This window comes from Opitutus sp. ER46, from assembly GCF_003054705.1.
Taxonomy (GTDB): domain Bacteria; phylum Verrucomicrobiota; class Verrucomicrobiia; order Opitutales; family Opitutaceae; genus ER46.
Window position 1 is genome coordinate 195,733 of record NZ_QAYX01000018.1, and the last position, 16,084, is coordinate 211,816.

The 16,084-nt window shown below is 68.3% G+C and carries 14 protein-coding genes; 7 read left to right on the plus strand and 7 right to left on the minus strand.

The window, feature by feature from the left end:
- Positions 1-3: 3 nt before the first annotated feature.
- The 3 genes from DB354_RS04330 to DB354_RS04345 all read right to left on the minus strand — a co-directional run bounded on the left by DB354_RS04330 (position 4) and on the right by DB354_RS04345 (position 3,212).
- Complete coding sequence (locus DB354_RS04330) at positions 4-900, minus strand: polysaccharide deacetylase family protein (RefSeq protein ID WP_233256554.1); 897 nt, start codon at positions 898-900, stop codon at positions 4-6.
- 240 nt (positions 901-1,140) lie between these two features.
- Entirely contained in the window at positions 1,141-2,178 is a 1,038-nt protein-coding gene (locus DB354_RS04340; RefSeq protein WP_107834210.1) for a bifunctional UDP-4-keto-pentose/UDP-xylose synthase, read from the minus strand.
- Between the two features lie 125 nt (positions 2,179-2,303).
- Positions 2,304-3,212: a formyltransferase gene (locus DB354_RS04345; RefSeq protein ID WP_107834211.1), complete on the minus strand. Its 909-nt coding sequence runs from the start codon at positions 3,210-3,212 to the stop codon at positions 2,304-2,306.
- A gap of 98 nt (positions 3,213-3,310) precedes the next feature.
- Here DB354_RS04345 and DB354_RS04350 point away from each other — a divergent pair, with 98 nt between their 5' ends.
- On the plus strand, positions 3,311-3,910 hold the full coding sequence (locus DB354_RS04350; RefSeq protein WP_107834212.1) for a DJ-1/PfpI family protein: 600 nt from the start codon (positions 3,311-3,313) through the stop codon (positions 3,908-3,910).
- A 517-nt stretch (positions 3,911-4,427) separates the two neighbouring features.
- Here the strand turns inward: DB354_RS04350 and DB354_RS04360 are convergent.
- Both DB354_RS04360 and DB354_RS04365 read right to left on the minus strand, forming a co-directional pair.
- Positions 4,428-5,735: an aminopeptidase P N-terminal domain-containing protein gene (locus DB354_RS04360; protein WP_107834214.1), complete on the minus strand. Its 1,308-nt coding sequence runs from the start codon at positions 5,733-5,735 to the stop codon at positions 4,428-4,430.
- Positions 5,736-5,799: 64 nt separating this feature from the next.
- The gene (locus tag DB354_RS04365) at positions 5,800-7,122 is read right to left on the minus strand and encodes a histidine-type phosphatase (RefSeq protein WP_158277365.1); all 1,323 of its coding nucleotides are present in this window, start codon (positions 7,120-7,122) and stop codon (positions 5,800-5,802) included.
- A gap of 109 nt (positions 7,123-7,231) precedes the next feature.
- Between DB354_RS04365 and DB354_RS04370 the strand changes: the two genes are divergently transcribed.
- The 4 genes from DB354_RS04370 (at position 7,232) to DB354_RS04385 (ending at position 11,678) form a co-directional block, all read left to right on the plus strand.
- Positions 7,232-9,013 carry a M2 family metallopeptidase gene (locus DB354_RS04370; RefSeq protein ID WP_146180104.1) on the plus strand — a complete coding sequence of 594 codons (1,782 nt, stop codon included), beginning with the start codon at positions 7,232-7,234 and terminating at the stop codon, positions 9,011-9,013.
- Between the two features lie 306 nt (positions 9,014-9,319).
- On the plus strand, positions 9,320-10,264 hold the full coding sequence (locus tag DB354_RS22485) for a topoisomerase DNA-binding C4 zinc finger domain-containing protein (RefSeq protein WP_199226792.1): 945 nt from the start codon (positions 9,320-9,322) through the stop codon (positions 10,262-10,264).
- 100 nt (positions 10,265-10,364) lie between these two features.
- The gene (locus tag DB354_RS04380) at positions 10,365-11,201 is read left to right on the plus strand and encodes an alpha/beta hydrolase (RefSeq protein WP_107834217.1); all 837 of its coding nucleotides are present in this window, start codon (positions 10,365-10,367) and stop codon (positions 11,199-11,201) included.
- 36 nt (positions 11,202-11,237) lie between these two features.
- A complete protein-coding gene (locus tag DB354_RS04385) occupies positions 11,238-11,678 on the plus strand; it encodes a hypothetical protein (protein WP_107834218.1) in 441 nt (146 codons plus the stop codon).
- 167 nt (positions 11,679-11,845) lie between these two features.
- On the opposite strand, the gene DB354_RS04390 is transcribed toward DB354_RS04385, so the two are convergent.
- Complete coding sequence (locus tag DB354_RS04390; protein ID WP_107834219.1) at positions 11,846-12,484, minus strand: uracil-DNA glycosylase; 639 nt, start codon at positions 12,482-12,484, stop codon at positions 11,846-11,848.
- 284 nt (positions 12,485-12,768) lie between these two features.
- On the opposite strand from DB354_RS04390, the gene DB354_RS04395 reads away from it, so the two are divergent.
- On the plus strand, positions 12,769-14,214 hold the full coding sequence (locus DB354_RS04395; protein ID WP_158277366.1) for a patatin-like phospholipase family protein: 1,446 nt from the start codon (positions 12,769-12,771) through the stop codon (positions 14,212-14,214).
- Between the two features lie 132 nt (positions 14,215-14,346).
- Here DB354_RS04395 and DB354_RS04400 read toward each other — a convergent pair whose 3' ends face one another.
- Positions 14,347-14,709 (minus strand): energy transducer TonB, encoded by a 363-nt coding sequence (locus DB354_RS04400; RefSeq protein WP_158277367.1) that lies wholly within the window; start codon positions 14,707-14,709, stop codon positions 14,347-14,349.
- A gap of 335 nt (positions 14,710-15,044) precedes the next feature.
- On the opposite strand from DB354_RS04400, the gene DB354_RS04405 reads away from it, so the two are divergent.
- Positions 15,045-16,037, plus strand: a complete 993-nt coding sequence (locus tag DB354_RS04405; RefSeq protein WP_107834222.1) for an alpha/beta fold hydrolase — start codon at positions 15,045-15,047, stop codon at positions 16,035-16,037.
- Positions 16,038-16,084: the final 47 nt, after the last annotated feature.

Sequence of the window (16,084 nt, forward strand, 5' to 3'; positions counted from 1 at the left end):
GGTTCAGTTGACCTGCACCGCCACCGTCCCGGAGCGCCCGTCGATCTCCGCCATGCGCTGGTCGCACACCGGGATCGCCGCGCGGTGCTCCAGCAACTCCCGCGCAAAGGCATCGAGCCGGACAAACTGCACCTTCCGTTCGCGGCACGCACTCAGCAGCTGCTGGAAAAGCGCGCGGTGTCCCATGCCTTCGATCTCCGCGTGCACCGTGATCACGTTCAGAGTGTCCTCCCGCAGCCGCGAGAGGTAGTGCGGCACGATCCGCTCCACCGGGTACTCCGGCCGGCCGAGCAGCTCATCAAACGTCGGCAGCGTGCTCGGAATCTCCAGGGTCTTGAACACGCGCCCTTCCACGCGCGGGAAAAAGGGAAACGCCCCGCGCGTGTCGCTCGCGTAGAGCAGCCCCGCGTCGTCGTACACCTGACGGCTGCGCGCGTTGCTCTGCCAGCCGGGCGCACCCGCCGTCTGCGCCTGCGTCCCAAACACGCGGAAGAACTCCGTCCGCGCCGCCAGGAACTCCTCGTGAATCTCCGGTAGCGGCATCTTCTGCACGTAGTCCTGCCAGCGGTAGTGATTGTGACAGTGGATCCCCACCTCGAAGCCGGCATCGCGCACGCGGCGCATCACGTCGGTGTTGCGGCGGCCGATGTGCGGCGCCGGCAGGAGCGTGCCATTCAGGAGCGTGCGCACGCCGTACAGCTTCACCACCGAGGTGCGGCTCACCTTCTGGAAGAATCCGGGGCGGAACACCCGCGTGATCGCCCGGCCGGTCTGGTCCGGCCCCAGCGAGAACAGAAAACACGCCGGCACCTCAAACCGCTGGCAGTCCACCAGCATGTTCGGCACGCCGATACGCGTGCCGCGGTCCGTGTCCACATCGACTTTGAGCGCGAGCTTCAAGGGACCCGGACACTAACAACAACCAGCCCACCTCTGGAAAGCCGATATCGGAAGCCAGAAGCCAGAGGCCAGAAGCCGGCACAGGCCACCGGTCAAAACAGGAGCTCGGGCTTAACTCCGACATCTGATATGCGGCGCTTCCGGCTTCCGGCTTCCGGCTTCCGGCTTCCGGCTTCCGGCTTCCGGCTTCCGGCTTCCGGCTTCCGGCTTCCGGCTTCCGGCTTCCGGCTTCCGGCTTCCTCACTCCAGGCGGTAATCCTTGTGCGCGAGGTGGAAGTCCAGCGTGCGCTTGATGGCCGTCTTCAGGTCCACCTTCGGCGACCAGCCGAGCTGCCGCTTCACCGCGGCAATCGACGGCACGCGCTTCTGGATGTCCTGATAGTACTTTCCAAAGTACTTGCCCGAGGGCACGACCACCGTCTTCGCCGCCGCGGCATGCTCCGCGTATTCGGGATAATCCTTGAAGGCCGCGATGATGTACTTCGCCAGCTGCGCGACGCTCACCTCGTTCTTCGGGTTCCCGAGGTTGAAGATCTGGCGCGACGCGCGGCCGTCCTTGTTCTCGATGATTCGGAGCAGCGCATCCACGCCATCATCGATGAAGGTGAAAGAGCGGGTCTGACGGCCGCCGTCCACCAGCTGCAGCGGTTTCTTGAAGATCACGTTCGAGATGAACTGCGTGAACAGGCGCGAGCTGCCTTCCTTCGGCTCGAGCACGTCGTCGAGCTTCGGCCCGATCCAGTTGAACGGACGGAACAAGGTGTAATCGACGCCGTCGCGCACGCCGTACGCGTAGATCACGCGATCCAGGAGCTGCTTGGAGCAGGCATAGATCCAGCGCTGCCGCTCGATCGGACCATAGACCAACGCGCTCGTCGTCTCGTCGAGCACGCGGTCGGGACACATGCCGTACACTTCGGACGTCGAGGGGAAGATGATCCGCTTCTTGTACTTCACGCACTTGCGGACGACGTCGAGGTTCGCCTCGAAATCGAGTTCGAAGACCCGCAGCGGGTCCTTCACGTACTGGATCGGATTCGCGATCGCGACCAGCGGCAGCACCGCGTCGCACTTCTTCACGTGGTACTCGATCCACTCCCGGTTGATCGTCACATCGCCCTCGACGAACTTGAAGCGCGGGTTGCCCAAGCTGTCCTCCAGCTTGTGGCTGCCGATATCCATGCCATAGACCTCCCAATCCTTCTGCTTGAGGATGGCATGCGTGAGCGAGCTGCCGATGAACCCGTTCGCGCCGAGAATGAGAACTTTGAGAGCCATGGCTGAAACAAGACCGAAAGGCCCCCCGGCTGAAAGGCTGAAATCGGCGGCGCCCCGCGCCCGGTTTGTTGCCATTTGGCGTTAGCCGCAACGTCCGCCGCGCGGCCTGCACGCCGATCGGCCGCTCAGCTCGCGCCGCAGATCTCGCCCACGCGCAACTGCCGCGGCGCGCCGCGCCACTCCGTCCGCGTCAGCTCGATCGCGCCGTCACCCGTCGCCACGATCACCGGCGAAACCGACAGCACCTCGCCCGGCACGCCCCGCATCCCGGCCGCGGCCGCCGACTCCGGCTCCGCCCACCACACCATGAGCCGCGTGCCATTCACATCGGTGAACGCCCCGGGATACGGGTCCGTCACGGCGCGGATCAGGTTGAAGATCTGCCGCGTGCTCTGGTGCCAGTCGATGCGGCCGTCCTCCGGCTTGCGGCCGCCAAAGTACGTCGCCTGCGTGTCGTCCTGCGGCGTCTCCTTCGCTGTTCCTGCCAGCAACGCATCGATCTGCCGCGCCAGGACGCGTCGCGCGCAGGGCATCACCTTGCGAAACGCCTGCTCCGCCGTGTCGAGCGGCCCGATGTCCACGCCCTCCTGGTCCACGATCGCGCCGGCGTCGGCCGACTTCACCATGCGATGCAGGGTCATCCCGATCCGCGGCTCGCCATGGAGCACCGCCCAGTTGATCGGCGCCCGGCCGCGATAGCGCGGCAGGAGCGAGCCGTGCATGTTGAACGCGCCAAGCCGGGGCAGCGCCAGGATCTTCGAACTGATCATGTTCCGGTAGTACACCGAGAGAATCAGATCGGGCTGCAGCTCTCGGATCCGCTCGATCCACTCGGGCGTGTTCACCTTCTCCGGCGTGTACACCGCGATGCCCTTCTCCCGCGCCGCGAGCGCCGGTGTCTTGAACCAGATCTTCTCGTTCGGGTTATCCTCGTGCGTGATCAGCGCGACGACGTTGTCCCCGCGCTCGAGCAGGAGCGACAGGCACTCGTAGCCGACTTCACTGTAGCCGAAGAAAAGGATGCGCGGAGCCATGGGGTGCGCACATTGGCGCGATTCCGATCGCGCCGGAAGCCAGGAAACAAGTCCGTCGGCAGGTTGCGGAAATTTCCCAGTCCGACTTCATACCGGCCATGCGCCGCCACGTTGCCATCCTGGTGTTTCCCGAGGTCGAGGTCCTGGACTTCGCCGGTCCGTTCGAGGTGTTCGGCGTCGCCGACGAGCTCAGCGGCCACACGCTCTTCCACCCGTTCACGATCGCCGAGTCCCCGTCGTCCGTCCGCGCCCGCAACGGGCTGCAGATCGTCCCCACCCACACGCTCGAGTCCGCCCCGCGTCCGCACGTGCTGATCATCCCCGGCGGCGCCGGCACTCGTCCGCTGCTGAAGAAGCCCGCCCTGCTGGAGTGGATCCGCCACCGCGCCGAAACCGCCGAGATCGTCGCCTCGGTCTGCACCGGTTCCCTTGTCCTCGCCCAGGCCGGTCTCCTGAAGGGCCTGCGCGCGACCACCCACCACGAGAACCTCGACGAACTCGCCCAGCTCGCGCCGGACACCACGGTGGTGCGCGACCAGCGCTTCGTGGACAACGGCCGTATCCTTACCTCAGCCGGCATCTCCGCGGGCATCGAACAATCCCTCCACCTCGTCTCCCGCCTGCACAGCCCCGCCCTCGCCGAACAAACGGCCAGGTACATGGAGTACTCGCCGGCGCCGCTGACGCCGGCGAAGTGAGGAGTGAATGTGAGAGTGAAGGTGTGCGCGCGGAATCGGGCGTGAGGAGCTAAGCGGACGGGTGTATTGGACCGCACCCTCGTTCTCGTTCTCGTTCTCGTTCTCGTTCTCGTTCTCGTTCTCGTCCTCGGGCTCGGGCTCGTCACAGAGCGCCCGGAGGCCGGAGGAGGTCACGGAGGAAAGCCGGCCCACCCGGATCTTCGCTCGGTGCCCCTCCTCCGATCTCGGTGGCCTCCGTGTCCTGCCTGGGTGGATTGAGCGCCCCCCCACTCTCACTTTCACTCCCGAAGGGCGTTCTCGCTCTCCGCGCCGCGCTGACGGCGCGCCGCGAAGGTGCAGACACGTCAGGACGTCCCGTGCAGGAGCCCAGGGCCGGAGGCTGCAATTATAATCTGCTTACCACGGGCAACTTGGAATAATGTCCAGATACTCGGCAGAATAATGTCCGGATACTCCGCCCCCCGTCAGAAGGCCGCTGGCCTCGTCATAAGGACAATCCCCCCGGGGCCGCCCGTCCTCAGGCGTTCACCGCCGTGAACGCCTTCGGGATGGCCGCCGTCAGCACCTCGGGCGCGCCGTCGGTCACGAGCACGTCGTCCTCGATGCGTACGCCGCCAATGTGCAGGTTGGCGTCCACGAGCGCCCAGTTGATGCAGTCGCGATAACGCTCGCGCCGCGCCGGATCGTTCAGCAGCGGCGGCACAAAATAGAGTCCCGGCTCCGCGGTCACGACGTACCCCGGGGCCAGCGGCAGATCCATGCGCAGCGACTTGAGCGAGGGACGCGGGTCCTTCGTCCGCCCCGGCGCCAGCCCGCTGCCGTCGCGCACCCCCAGCCCGACCATGTGGCCCACGCCATGTGGGAAGAACAGGAAGTGCGCCTCGCGCTCGATCAGCGTCGCCGGATCGCCGCGCATCACGCCGATCTCCACGAGCCCCATGACCATGTCACGCGCCGCCGCAAAATGGATGTCCTTCCACTCCGCCCCCGGTCGACAGCGTGCGATCGTGTTCTCCTCCGCCTGCAGCACGAGGCGGTACAGGTCGCGCTGCAGTCCGGTCGGCGTGCCGACAAAAAAAGTGCGCGTCACGTCCGCCGTGTAGCGGTCGACTTCGGCGCCGGCGTCGATCAGGACGAATTCGCCGGCACGCACCGCACGGTCGGATGGCTCAAAGTGCAACACCGCCGAGTTCGGCCCCGAGCCCACGATCGTGCCGAAGCCTGTGCGCGTGCCGCCGCCCCGGAAGAATCCCGCCTCGAGCTCAATCTGCAATTGCCGCTCGGTCACGCCCGCCCGCAGGAGGCCGGGCATGGCGTTGAACCCGTTCGCCGTGGCGGCCGCCGCGCGCCGCAACCGCGCGATCTCCCCGGCGTCCTTCGGTCGCCGCGCATGCGTGAACGCGCGTCGCACGTTCTCCGCCAGCGCCGGGTTGGCGACCACGCCCGCCACGGGTGCCCCGAGCGCGACCACCGGCCGGCCCGCCCGTTGCTGGAGCCACGCCGCGAACTCACCACGCAGCCGACCGGGCATCTGCGTGCGGCCTTCCCACACGCGCTCGCCCTCGGTCACCTCCGGCACGAACAGCTCCCAGCCGGCATCCGTGCGACCGCCCTTCGCCGCGTCGCGCGGATCAAACGCCACCACCGCGTCCACCGGCTCGTTCGCCGCCAGGTAGTAATACTCGGAATGCGCGCGAAAGGGATACGTCTGGTCGCTGCCCTCGGGCAGCGGCACCGGCACGCCCGACCCCACCACCAGGAGCGCATCGCCCAGCGGCAATGCCGCCCCCACCCGCGCCCGTCGCTCAGCCAGGAAAGTATTCATCCCGCCAATCGATAGGAGCGAACGCCGCCGAGGCAACCCACCGCTCGACGCCCGCGTGGCGGGCTCAGTTGGGGTCGGCCGTGACAAACTGCGGGTCGATCGCCGCCCGCACGCGCGCCGCAAACCGCGGCAACGGCGCGTCAAAATGCTCCCCGGCCCCGCTCGCCGCCGGCACGTAGATCCGCGCGATCGCCGGCGGCTGCGCCAGCGTCAGTGGCGTGAGTTCCCGCATCTGGTCCAGCGTTTGGCTCACGTACGACACCCGCACCACCGGCTGGCGATCGGCGCGGCGTTCGCGCAGCTCAAAGACCAGCGCGCCGCCCGGCAGGAGCGGGTTGCGCTGCGTGCCGGGCAGCCACCAGTTGAGCCCCAGCAGGCCGCCGAGGTTCGCGATGTTCGTGTCGTGGCCCACCACGATCACAACCTTGTGCCCGGGTCCGCCGAACGCCCGCGCGTCCGCCCGGCCCGACGCCGCCTGCTCGAGGCTCGCCAAGATGTGGCTCGCCAGATTCGAGCTCTGCACCTGCGCGGGATACGACGACGCTTGCGACAGCTCGAAATACAGCGAGTGCAGCGTCATCAGCTGCGTGATTCGCTCGGGCGTCGCGCGCCCCCAGCCCACCCGCTCCAGCGGGTTGCCGTTGCCGTACTCGAGCATCAGCACGTCCGTCATCGCCGAGCCGACGTACAAGGGTCCGCCCACCGAGAGGAGCCGGTCGGCGTTGCCGGGCGTCACGGTCGTGGTCGCAGGCAGCACCGGCTGCCTGCCCGCCGGCACCTCGCCCGACTCACCCACGAGGATCCGCTGCAGCGTCGCGAACGCCGCCTGGTTCGCCTGCACCGCGCGGTTGAGATCGCCTCCCACGCGACCCAGCACCGACGCCACCGCCTGCTGGCGATCGGGCTTCCCGAGCGGCACGCGCACTGGCAGGAACAGCGGGTCCAGCCCGTCATTCGGACGCGCTTGCACCGCGATCTCCACGCCCGGCAACAGCGCCGCGCCCAGCCCCCGGGCCGTCGCCAGCGTGCGTTCATCACTGTCCGATCGGAAATACACGCGGTCCGTGTCCCGCGCCACGTCGCCGGACAGCAACCCTTCCGCGACGAAACGCGCGCGGTAATACTCGCCCATGAGGGTCATCTGCCGCTTCCCGTGCGGCGTGAGATGACCCGGCGGCACCTCCCATTCCGGCAGCGGCTGCGCCGCATAGCGCGCCAGCGTCGTCCGTTGCGCCGGCAACGGCGACCTCACGCCATGCCGCGTCACGACGAGCACGAACTTCAGTTCGGTGTCGTCCGCCGGCTCGGCCGCGCGCACCGGCCGCAGGGTGCCGACGAGGATCACCAGGAACGCCACCACGAGCCCGCCGAGGGGAAACCGACGCATCATAGTGGCGCGGAGCGTACGGGTCGCGGTCGGCCCGGCCACCGCAAAAGCGGCCGCCCCCCGCCAGAATCCAGTTGTTCGCCCGACACTCCCGCCTACCGTGCGCGCCATGCGCATGCTCCGCTCCCTGCTCGCGGCCGGCGGTCTCCTCGCCGGCTCCGCGCTCCTCGCCGCCGAATCCTACCAGGAACGCGCCGATCGCTTCCTGAGCCTCGTCAACGCCTCCTACCAGGCGCTCACCACCGTCGACGGCGAAGCCCAGTGGGCTGCCGTCACCGACGTCTCACCCGCCCACGACGCCGGCTACGAGGCCGCCCACAAGGCGTACGCCGCCTTCAACGGCAACCCCGCCCTCATCAAGGAGGCGCGCGAACTCCTCACCCATCGCGCCGAGCTCAGGGAGATCACCTGGCGCCAGCTCGACCGCGTGCTGCTCAACGCCGCCGAGGGCCCGATGACCAACCCTCCCCTCGTCGCCGCCCGCATCGCCGCCGAGACCGCCCAGGCCTCCGTGCTCAACAGTTTCGAGTTCAAGCTCAAAGGCCGGAAGGTCACGGCCAACGACATCGACAACCTCCTCCAGTCCTCCACTGATCTCGCCGAGCGGCGCGCGGTCTGGGAGGCTTCCAAGGAGTCTGGCCGCGCCCTTAAGCCCGGCCTCATCAAGCTCCGCGACCTGCGCAACGGCGTCGCCCAGGAGATGGGTTTCAACGACTACTTCGCCCTTCAGGTCGCCGGCTACCAGATGAGCACCGACGAGATGCTGAAGCTGAATGAGGAGTTCATGCGGGTCCTGCGCCCGCTCTACCTCCAACTCCACACCTGGGTGAAGTACAAGCTCGCCGCCAAGTACGGCCAGCCCGTGCCGAAACGCATCCCGGCCCACTGGATCAACAACCGCTGGTCGCAGGAGTGGGACGGCCTGGTCGAGGCCGCCGACCTCACTCCGTTCTTCAAGGACCGCACCCCCGAGTTCATCATCAAGTCCGCCGAGCAGTTCTACACCGGCATCGGCTTCAAGCCGCTCCCGGCCTCGTTCTGGACCAAGTCCGACCTCTACCCCGTCCCCGCCGGCGATCCGCGCAAGAAGAACACTCATGCCTCGTGCTGGCACGTGAACCTCGATGACGACGTGCGCTCGCTCATGAGCATCGAGGCCAACCCGTGGTGGTTCTCCACCGCCCACCACGAGCTCGGCCACGGGTTCTACTTCCTCAGCTACTCCCGCCCCGAGGTCCCGCCGCTGCTCCGCACTGGCGCCAACCCGGCCTTCCACGAGGGTATGGGCGAGCTCATCGCCCTCGCCTCGTCCCAGGCGCCTTACCTGAAGTCCGTCGGTGTCCTGCCCGCCGACTTCAAGGCCGACGACAACGCGTTCCTCCTGTCCGCCGCCCTCGCCCCCGGCGTGCCGTTCATCTACTGGTCGTCCGGCGTCATGACGCACTGGGAGGCCGACATCTACGCGCACAAGCTCCCGCCCTCCGAATGGAACGCCCGCTGGTGGCAGTACGTTCGCGACTTCCAGGGCATCGAGCCTCCCGCCGACCGCGGCGAGGAGTTCTGCGATCCCGCCACCAAGACACACATCAACGACACGCCCTGCTACTACTACTCCTACGCGATCGCGCAGGTCATCAAGTACCAGCTCAACGACTACATCGCCAAAAACTTCCTCCACCAGCCGCCGCAGTCCTGCAACTACGCCCACAACCGCCAGGCCGGCGAATTTCTCCAGCGCATCATGGCCAAGGGCGCGACCGAGGACTGGCGCAAGGTCCTCAAGGACGCCACCGGCGAGGAGCTCTCCACCCGCGCCATGGTCGAGTACTACGCCCCGCTTATGCAGTGGCTGGAGAAGGAAAACGCCGGCCGCCCCATCGGCTGGGAGTAAAGTTCAATTATCGAGGGCCAGCGGTACCTCCATCCAAAGTGTCACGTATTACGTGACACTTTTTTTGCGCCCGTCCGGGGGAGGCAGTGTCACGGATTACGTGACCGTGGCCGACATCCCCAGAGGGGATCCGGCGCGGAACGGTCACGTATTGCGTGCCACCGGCGCCAGCTCCCTCCGCCCGAAAGTGTCACGTAATACGTGACACTTCCGGCATCGCTCTTCTGGTCAACTTTCATTGTTTTGTACAATTGCTTGCCACTTTTTTACCGGAGCGGAAGATGGCGCGGCCCCAACGGCATCAACATGCAATCTCCATCCCCCAACCGCTCCGGGACGGCGGTGCGCGATTCGCGCGACCGACGTCCTGTTTCCTCCCCCACCACTCCCGCTTCGACCGCGTCGGCCGCGGAGCCCGACCGACCGGCGCCCGCCGGCGACGCGCGCGCCCGGCCGGCCGGGCGCGTGCCGCTGCCGGTCTGGCGGCTGCAGCGCTGCGTGGACAAGGCTCACCTCGTCCAGGACACGATCGCCGACTTCTGCGCGCGCTTTGTCGACCCCCGGTCAGCGGGTTACGACGACCTGATCCAGGCCGGGCGGCGCACCGTCCAGCACCTGCTCGAGGCGGGCCGGTGCAGTGCCGCGCAGTGCGCCGAGGAACTCGCGGCCACGAAAGCCGCGCGCGCTGCGTTCCACGAGGTGCGGCTCGGACTCGAGGAGTTTCTCCGCGAACGCACGCTGCCGTACTGGCCGAAGGAGTCGCCGGAGGCCCAGACGGTCATCGCCGTGGGCCGGGCGCGACGCCCGGAAGAATCGGGTGCGGAGGCCGCGCCGCCGCCCCCGCAGACGCCCGCGGAGATGGCCGTGGCATATTCGATCTGGTTCGAGCATCGGGAGCCCGCCGTCGTCGCGAACGCCCTGATCTGCGTCATCTGCCAGACCTTGTATCTGGTGAATCAGCACATCCGCGGCCTCGAGCAGGTCTACGTGGCCGGCGGCGGCAGCCCGTCCGGCACGGCCACCCCGCCACCACGCCCCACCCCCGGCGCCGGCGCGGAATCCCCGACCGGCGACTCGCCCAACGCCCCGCTTCCCACCGGACCGGCCTGTCCACGCTGCGGCAGACCCATGGCGCTGCGTACCGTGCGCAACGGCCCACGCACCGGCGCGCAATTCTGGGGCTGTCGCGGGTATCCGGAATGCCTCGGCACCCGACAACTGCGGGCCCCGTCCGCCGAGTCCGCCGCCTGAGCGTCGCGCGACCGGCCCGGAAAGCCATCGCCGGGCCGGCGCCTCTCCGCCGGTTCCGCCTTTTCATGCCGGGCACGACGGCAATACTCCGCGGCACCCCATGAAACTCGCCGCCCTGCTCGCCTGCCTGCTCACCCTCACGCTCGCCGCCCGCGCGGCCGTCCAATCCGACATCGAATACGGCACGGCCGCGGGCGAAAGCTTGCGGCTCGACGCCTGCGTTCCCGCCGGTGACGGCCCGTTCCCGGCGGTGATCCTCGTGCACGGCGGCGCCTGGAGCGCGGGCGACAAGTCGGGCGGGCCGTCCAAGGGCTACATGGCCCCGCTGCATGACCCGCTCACCGCAAACGGCATCGCCTGGTTCTCGATCAACTATCGCCTTGCGCCAAAGCACCCGTACCCGGCGTGCATCGAGGACGTCGAGACCGCCATCCGCTGGGTGAAAGCCCACGCCGCCGAGTTCCACGTGGACCCGAAACGCATCGCGATCGCGGGCGAGTCGGCTGGCGCCCACCTTGTTGCGCTCGCCGCCACGCGGGCGGATGACCGCACGCGCGTGGCGGCCGTCGTCGCGTTCTACGGGCCATTCGATCTCGTGGGCCGATACCCGCACGGCGCCGCGCTCGGCCGGACCATGGCCGAGCTGATAGGCCGCGACAGTTTCGACGAGAAGTCCGCCGAGATCCTCCGCTCCGCGTCCCCGATCCACGGCATCAAGCCCGGCCTGCCCCCGTTTCTGCTGCTCCACGGCACCTCGGACAGCCGCGTGTCGCTCGACCAGTCGCTTCAGTTCCAGCAACGCCTCCAGCAGGCACAGGTGCCGGTCGAGCTCATCAAGATCAAGGGCGGCAACCACGGCATGCGGAGCTGGGACAACCTCGCCCCGCAGTACAAGCAGCAGGTGGTCGACTGGCTGAAGCGCACGCTGGTGCGCTAGGCTCGCCCGTCGCTCCGCTCCCCGGCCCTGCCACCCATGAAACGCGACCCGTCGGCAATCACACGCGTCCACCCATACGCCTGGCTCTGGGAGCCGCTCGAAGACGAGCCGACGTTTGTGCTCCGCGCGATGTTCGGGGCCAAGGCCGCCTACGTCGGCGGCAAGCTCATGCTTTGCTTCATCGCTCGCGCCGAGCCGTGGCGCGGGCTGCTCGTCTGCACCGAACGCGAGCACCACGAGGCGCTGCGCCAGGAGTTTCCGGCACTCACTCCCCACGCCATCCTGCCGAAGTGGCTCTACCTCGCCGACGACTCCGACGGCTTCGAGTCCACCGCCGCGCGGCTCGTGCAACTCGTCCGCCGCCGGGACCCTCGCATTGGCGTCGAGCCCGGCACCCGCCAGCGCGCGAAGGCGAAGCGCTCTGCCAAGACGAGACGTCAGAGGTCAGACGGCAGACGCCGGAAGCCGGAGGCCTGAAGCCGGAAGCCCGAAGCCGGAAGCCCGAAGCCGGAAGCCTGAAGCCGGAAGCCTGAAGCCAGAACAGATATCCGGATCTGACGCTTCTTTCCGACGTCTGACCTCTGACATCTGACATCCGGCCTCCGGCTTCAGGCCTCTGGCGTCCGGCTTCTGGCCTCTGGCTGCTACTCGCGGCGCAGCACGCCGGTGCGGTGCAGGTCCTCGAGGCCCTTCCTGAACGCGGTTGCTCCGCCCATTGCCGGATGCCGCACGGGCGGTAGCGCCTCCACGCCGAGACTCGCCAGCGTGCGGCCGGCGATCTGGCCAACCGGCACGACCGCCGCGCCCGCAAAGTGCTTCAACACCGCCCGCAGAACCTCGAGCCCGGACTCGACCTCGGTTCGCGTGGGCGTCCGGTTGGAGAGCCGGTCGCCCGGCTTGTGCGGGTGCCACGCGAACGTGTTCCAGAGGACAGTGCGCTCCGCCAGCCCGAGCTCGCGCAACGTGCGCCACACGATCGTTGCCGACGGCTCGCACCAGGGCCGCTCCCGCGTGGTGAGCCGAAACACCGACGTCACGCGCGGAATGGCCCCCTCAAGGATCAGCTTCTCGTTGGTGAACGGGATCCCGGAAAAGTGGCACCCCTGATACCCAGGCGCCTCGCCGAGCAGGACGACCGCCGGCTTGCAGTCGAAATGCGCGCGCAACCGCTCCACCCGCCCCGCCGACGCCCCGCCCAGCGCATCGAGCGGATCCTCATCCGTCCACGGATTGAAAACCTGAGGTGCTTTGAACTGCTGGAGGAGCCGGACGATGCGATCCATGAGGCGAAGGCCACGAGTGAGAGCGACGCCCCGAGGTTTGTCACAGGTTTTCATCCACCGCAGGACGCTGCCCCCGTCCTCGCGGCGCCTCACCAGGCGCTACCATGCCTGAGCTCGTGTCTCGGCCTCTGGCCTCTGGCTTCCGGCCTCCGGGTTCTGGTTTCCGGCTTCTGGCCTCCGCCCCTCCGGCTTCTGGCTTCCGCTTCCGGCACGGCGTGCTATCGATCTATCACATGCTTCCAGCGCAGCGAGTTCGGTCCGGCTTCGTCGGCGGTCTCTCGCGAATGCGACGGCTTCCCGGCATTCTCGCCCTCGGGGCCGCTGCCATCCTCGCCGGCTGCGCCCAGGCGCCGCTCAACGCCCCGCTTGACCCAGCCGCGCTCGCCGCCAACTCCCCGCTCGGTCCCGGCGCCTCCGCCGCGTCCGGCTACAACGTCCGCGTGCAACTCGCGTCGACCTCGCCCGATCGCGTGGCGGTCGTGCTCTTCTTCTCCGGCGGCGGCATCCGCGCGTCCGCCCTCTCCTACGGCGTCATGCAGGAGCTCGCGCTCACGCCGATGCCCGGCGGCGGCAACCTCCTCGATCGCGTGCAGGCCATCAGCGCCGTGTCGGGCGGCTGCTTCCCCGCCGCGTACTACTGCCTCTACGGCGACCGGCTCTTCCGCGACTTCGAGAAGACGTTCCTCAAGCAGGACGTGCAAGGTGAGCTCGTGCACCGCTTCCTCTCGCTGCGCCACCGCTGGCGCCTGATGTCCGACCGCTACGCGCGTAGCGATCTCGCCGCCGAGTACTACGACGAACTCCTTTTCCACGGCGCCACCTACGGCGACCTCCTGCGCGGCCCGGCCACGCGTCCCTGGCTCGTGATCAACGCGACCGACATGGACACGTTCAGCACATTCTCCTTCACGCAGCAGAGCTTCGACGAGATCGGATCCGACCTTGCCCGCTACCCCCTCTCGCGCGCGGTCGCCGCCTCCTCGGCCGTGCCGGGTATCCTGACTCCGATTACACTCAAGACGTACGCCGACCGCGTGCCGCCGCCGCCGCCGGTCGCGCTGCTGCCGTCCGCGCCCACGGTCGCCGCGCAGGCTGACGCCGAGCCTTTCGTGCGCCTGACCCAGACCCCGATCGACCCACGCCGGCGCGCGTACGTGCACCTCGTCGACGGTGGGCTGGCCGATAACCTCGGCGTCTCCAATCTCGTCGACGCCCTCGCCGCCACCCGCGGCTGGAGCGGCCTCATGCGGCCGGAGGCCAACAGCCTGCGCCACATCGTGTTCATCGTGGTCAACGCCGCGATCGAACCGAAGGCCGAGTGGAGCGACCATCCCGAGACGCCGGGGCTGCGCGCCGTCGCCTCCGCCCTCAGCAAGAGCGCGATCCGCCGCACCAACGGCGTGCTGCTCGAACTCGTCCGCCGCAGCGTCGACGACTGGAACCGCGACATCGCCACCGGAGACTGGCGACCGCGGCTGCACCTGATCGCCGTCGACTTCGCGCAACTCAAGGATCCCGCCGAGCGGGCGATCTTCGCGCAGGTGCCGACCACCTTCACGCTGCCGCCCGAGACCATCGACCGGCTCGTGACGGTCGGCGGCCGCATTCTCCGCGACGCGCCGGAATTTCGGAACCTGATGGAGGAGATTCTTCGCCCGCCGCCCGCGGCGACCGTGCCGCCCGTCCCGATCGCGCCGGCCAACACGGCCCGTCAGCGGCGACTCCGTTGACCGCTGGAGCCGCAGCGCGCGAAGGCACAGGCCATCGGGGCGGAACAGGCCGAGTGGACCGCCAAAAAGTAAGGAGCGCAGGCGCACCCCGCCTGCGCTCCAGCTAACCAACCAAGGGCACAACGCCCGCGCTTACGCGTCCGCCAGCACGTCCAGCGGCAGCACCACGCGGGAAGGGATCGCGCGACCGTTCAGGTAGCTCGGCGTGAAACGCCACTGCGACACCGCGGTCACGACGCGCTCTTCGACCTTCTCGTCCACCAACCCGATCGCGCGCACATCGTGCGGCACGCCGTTTTCGTCGACCGTGAGGACGACCTCGAGAGAGGCCTTCTTGAAGGTGGGAGGGAGATCGCTCGGGTTCACGATCTTGACGGGCACCGGCTTGCTGCCGACTTCCTGGCCGCAGGCGGCACAAGACTCCTTGGCGGAGACCGTGGCGGTAAACGCGGCGATCGTGGTGAGGGTGAGGAGGAGGGAGGATTTGAGGTTCATGTGGGAATGGGTCGGCCGGTTCCCGCTCGCTCGCACCGTGCGGCGCGGGCGGACTCCGGCAGGACATGCGCCCCATTTGCAGCGCGCGTGCCAATCGGCGCGCATGTTGTTTTCTCATTAATCGACAGGAGTTTACGTATCGCGTATGCAATTTTCTATGACACGTTCTGTCCGCCCGCGGAACCCACGCATCTCGAAGTTGGGACGAATCCGGCAGGGCCGGGAAAGGCGGCACTGACCGGGAGACATTTCGCGGCGGCGGAGTCGCGGCCGACGGCGCGGCGGCGCAGAAAACCGCTTGAAACCTGCCGGGTTGGCACATGCCTTGAGGCACCATGCTCCTGCGGCGAATCTCTATCGGGCTGGGTGGTCTTTTCCTGGTGCTCGCCGTCGTGTTCTTCGCCGGACCACGACCGGACACGCGCTTTCATCCGCGCCCCCTGGCCCTCGAGGCTGACCTCGACCTGACCGTGGCGAAGGAGGAGGCGCGCTTCACCGACATCGTACCCGGCGCGGAGAAGAAGATCATCTGGGCCAACGCCGCGCACACCCGCACCCCGGTCGCGCTCGTGTACCTGCATGGCTTCACGGCGACGCGGCAGGAAACCGCCCCACTCTCCGACCGCGTGGCGGCGCGCCTGGGCGCCAACCTGTTCTACACGCGCTTCACCGGCCATGGCCGACCCGGCGAGGCGCTCGGTGACGCGACGGTCAACGACTGGCTCAACGACGGCATCGAAGCCCTGGAGATCGGCCGCCGGCTCGGCGAGCGCGTGGTCGTGATCGGCACCTCGACCGGCGGCACGGTCGCGACCTGGCTCGCGCTCGAGCGGCCCGATGCGATCAGCGCCTGCGTGCTGGTCTCGCCGAACTTCGGCCCAAGCGATGGCCGCGCAAACCTCCTGACGCTCCCGTGGGCGAGCGAGTTTGCGCCCCCGATCTTCGGCGCCACGCGGCATCGATTACCCAAGACCGCCGAGGAGTCGAAGTACTGGACAACCACCTATCCCACGCGCGCGCTCATCCCGATGATGGCGCTCGTTACAATGGTGAAACGCGCGCCGCTCGAGGAGCTGCGCGTGCCCATGCTGGTGGTCTATTCGCCCGAAGACCGGGTCGTGGACCCGAAGGAGACGGAGCGCGTGCTCACCCGGATCGGTCGCGCGCCGGTGAAAACCGTCCTGTTCGCGGGACGGCCGGGATCGAACCATCACGTGCTCGCGGGCGACATCGCCGCGCCCGAGAACACCGCGGAGCTCGAACAGCTCGTGTTCGAATACCTCTCGCGACTGTCGCTCACGCCGGCGACGCCGGGCGCCAAGCCCTGACGCCGCGCGCCGCGCCGCCATGATCCCGGCGCGGAGTCCGGGCGCGC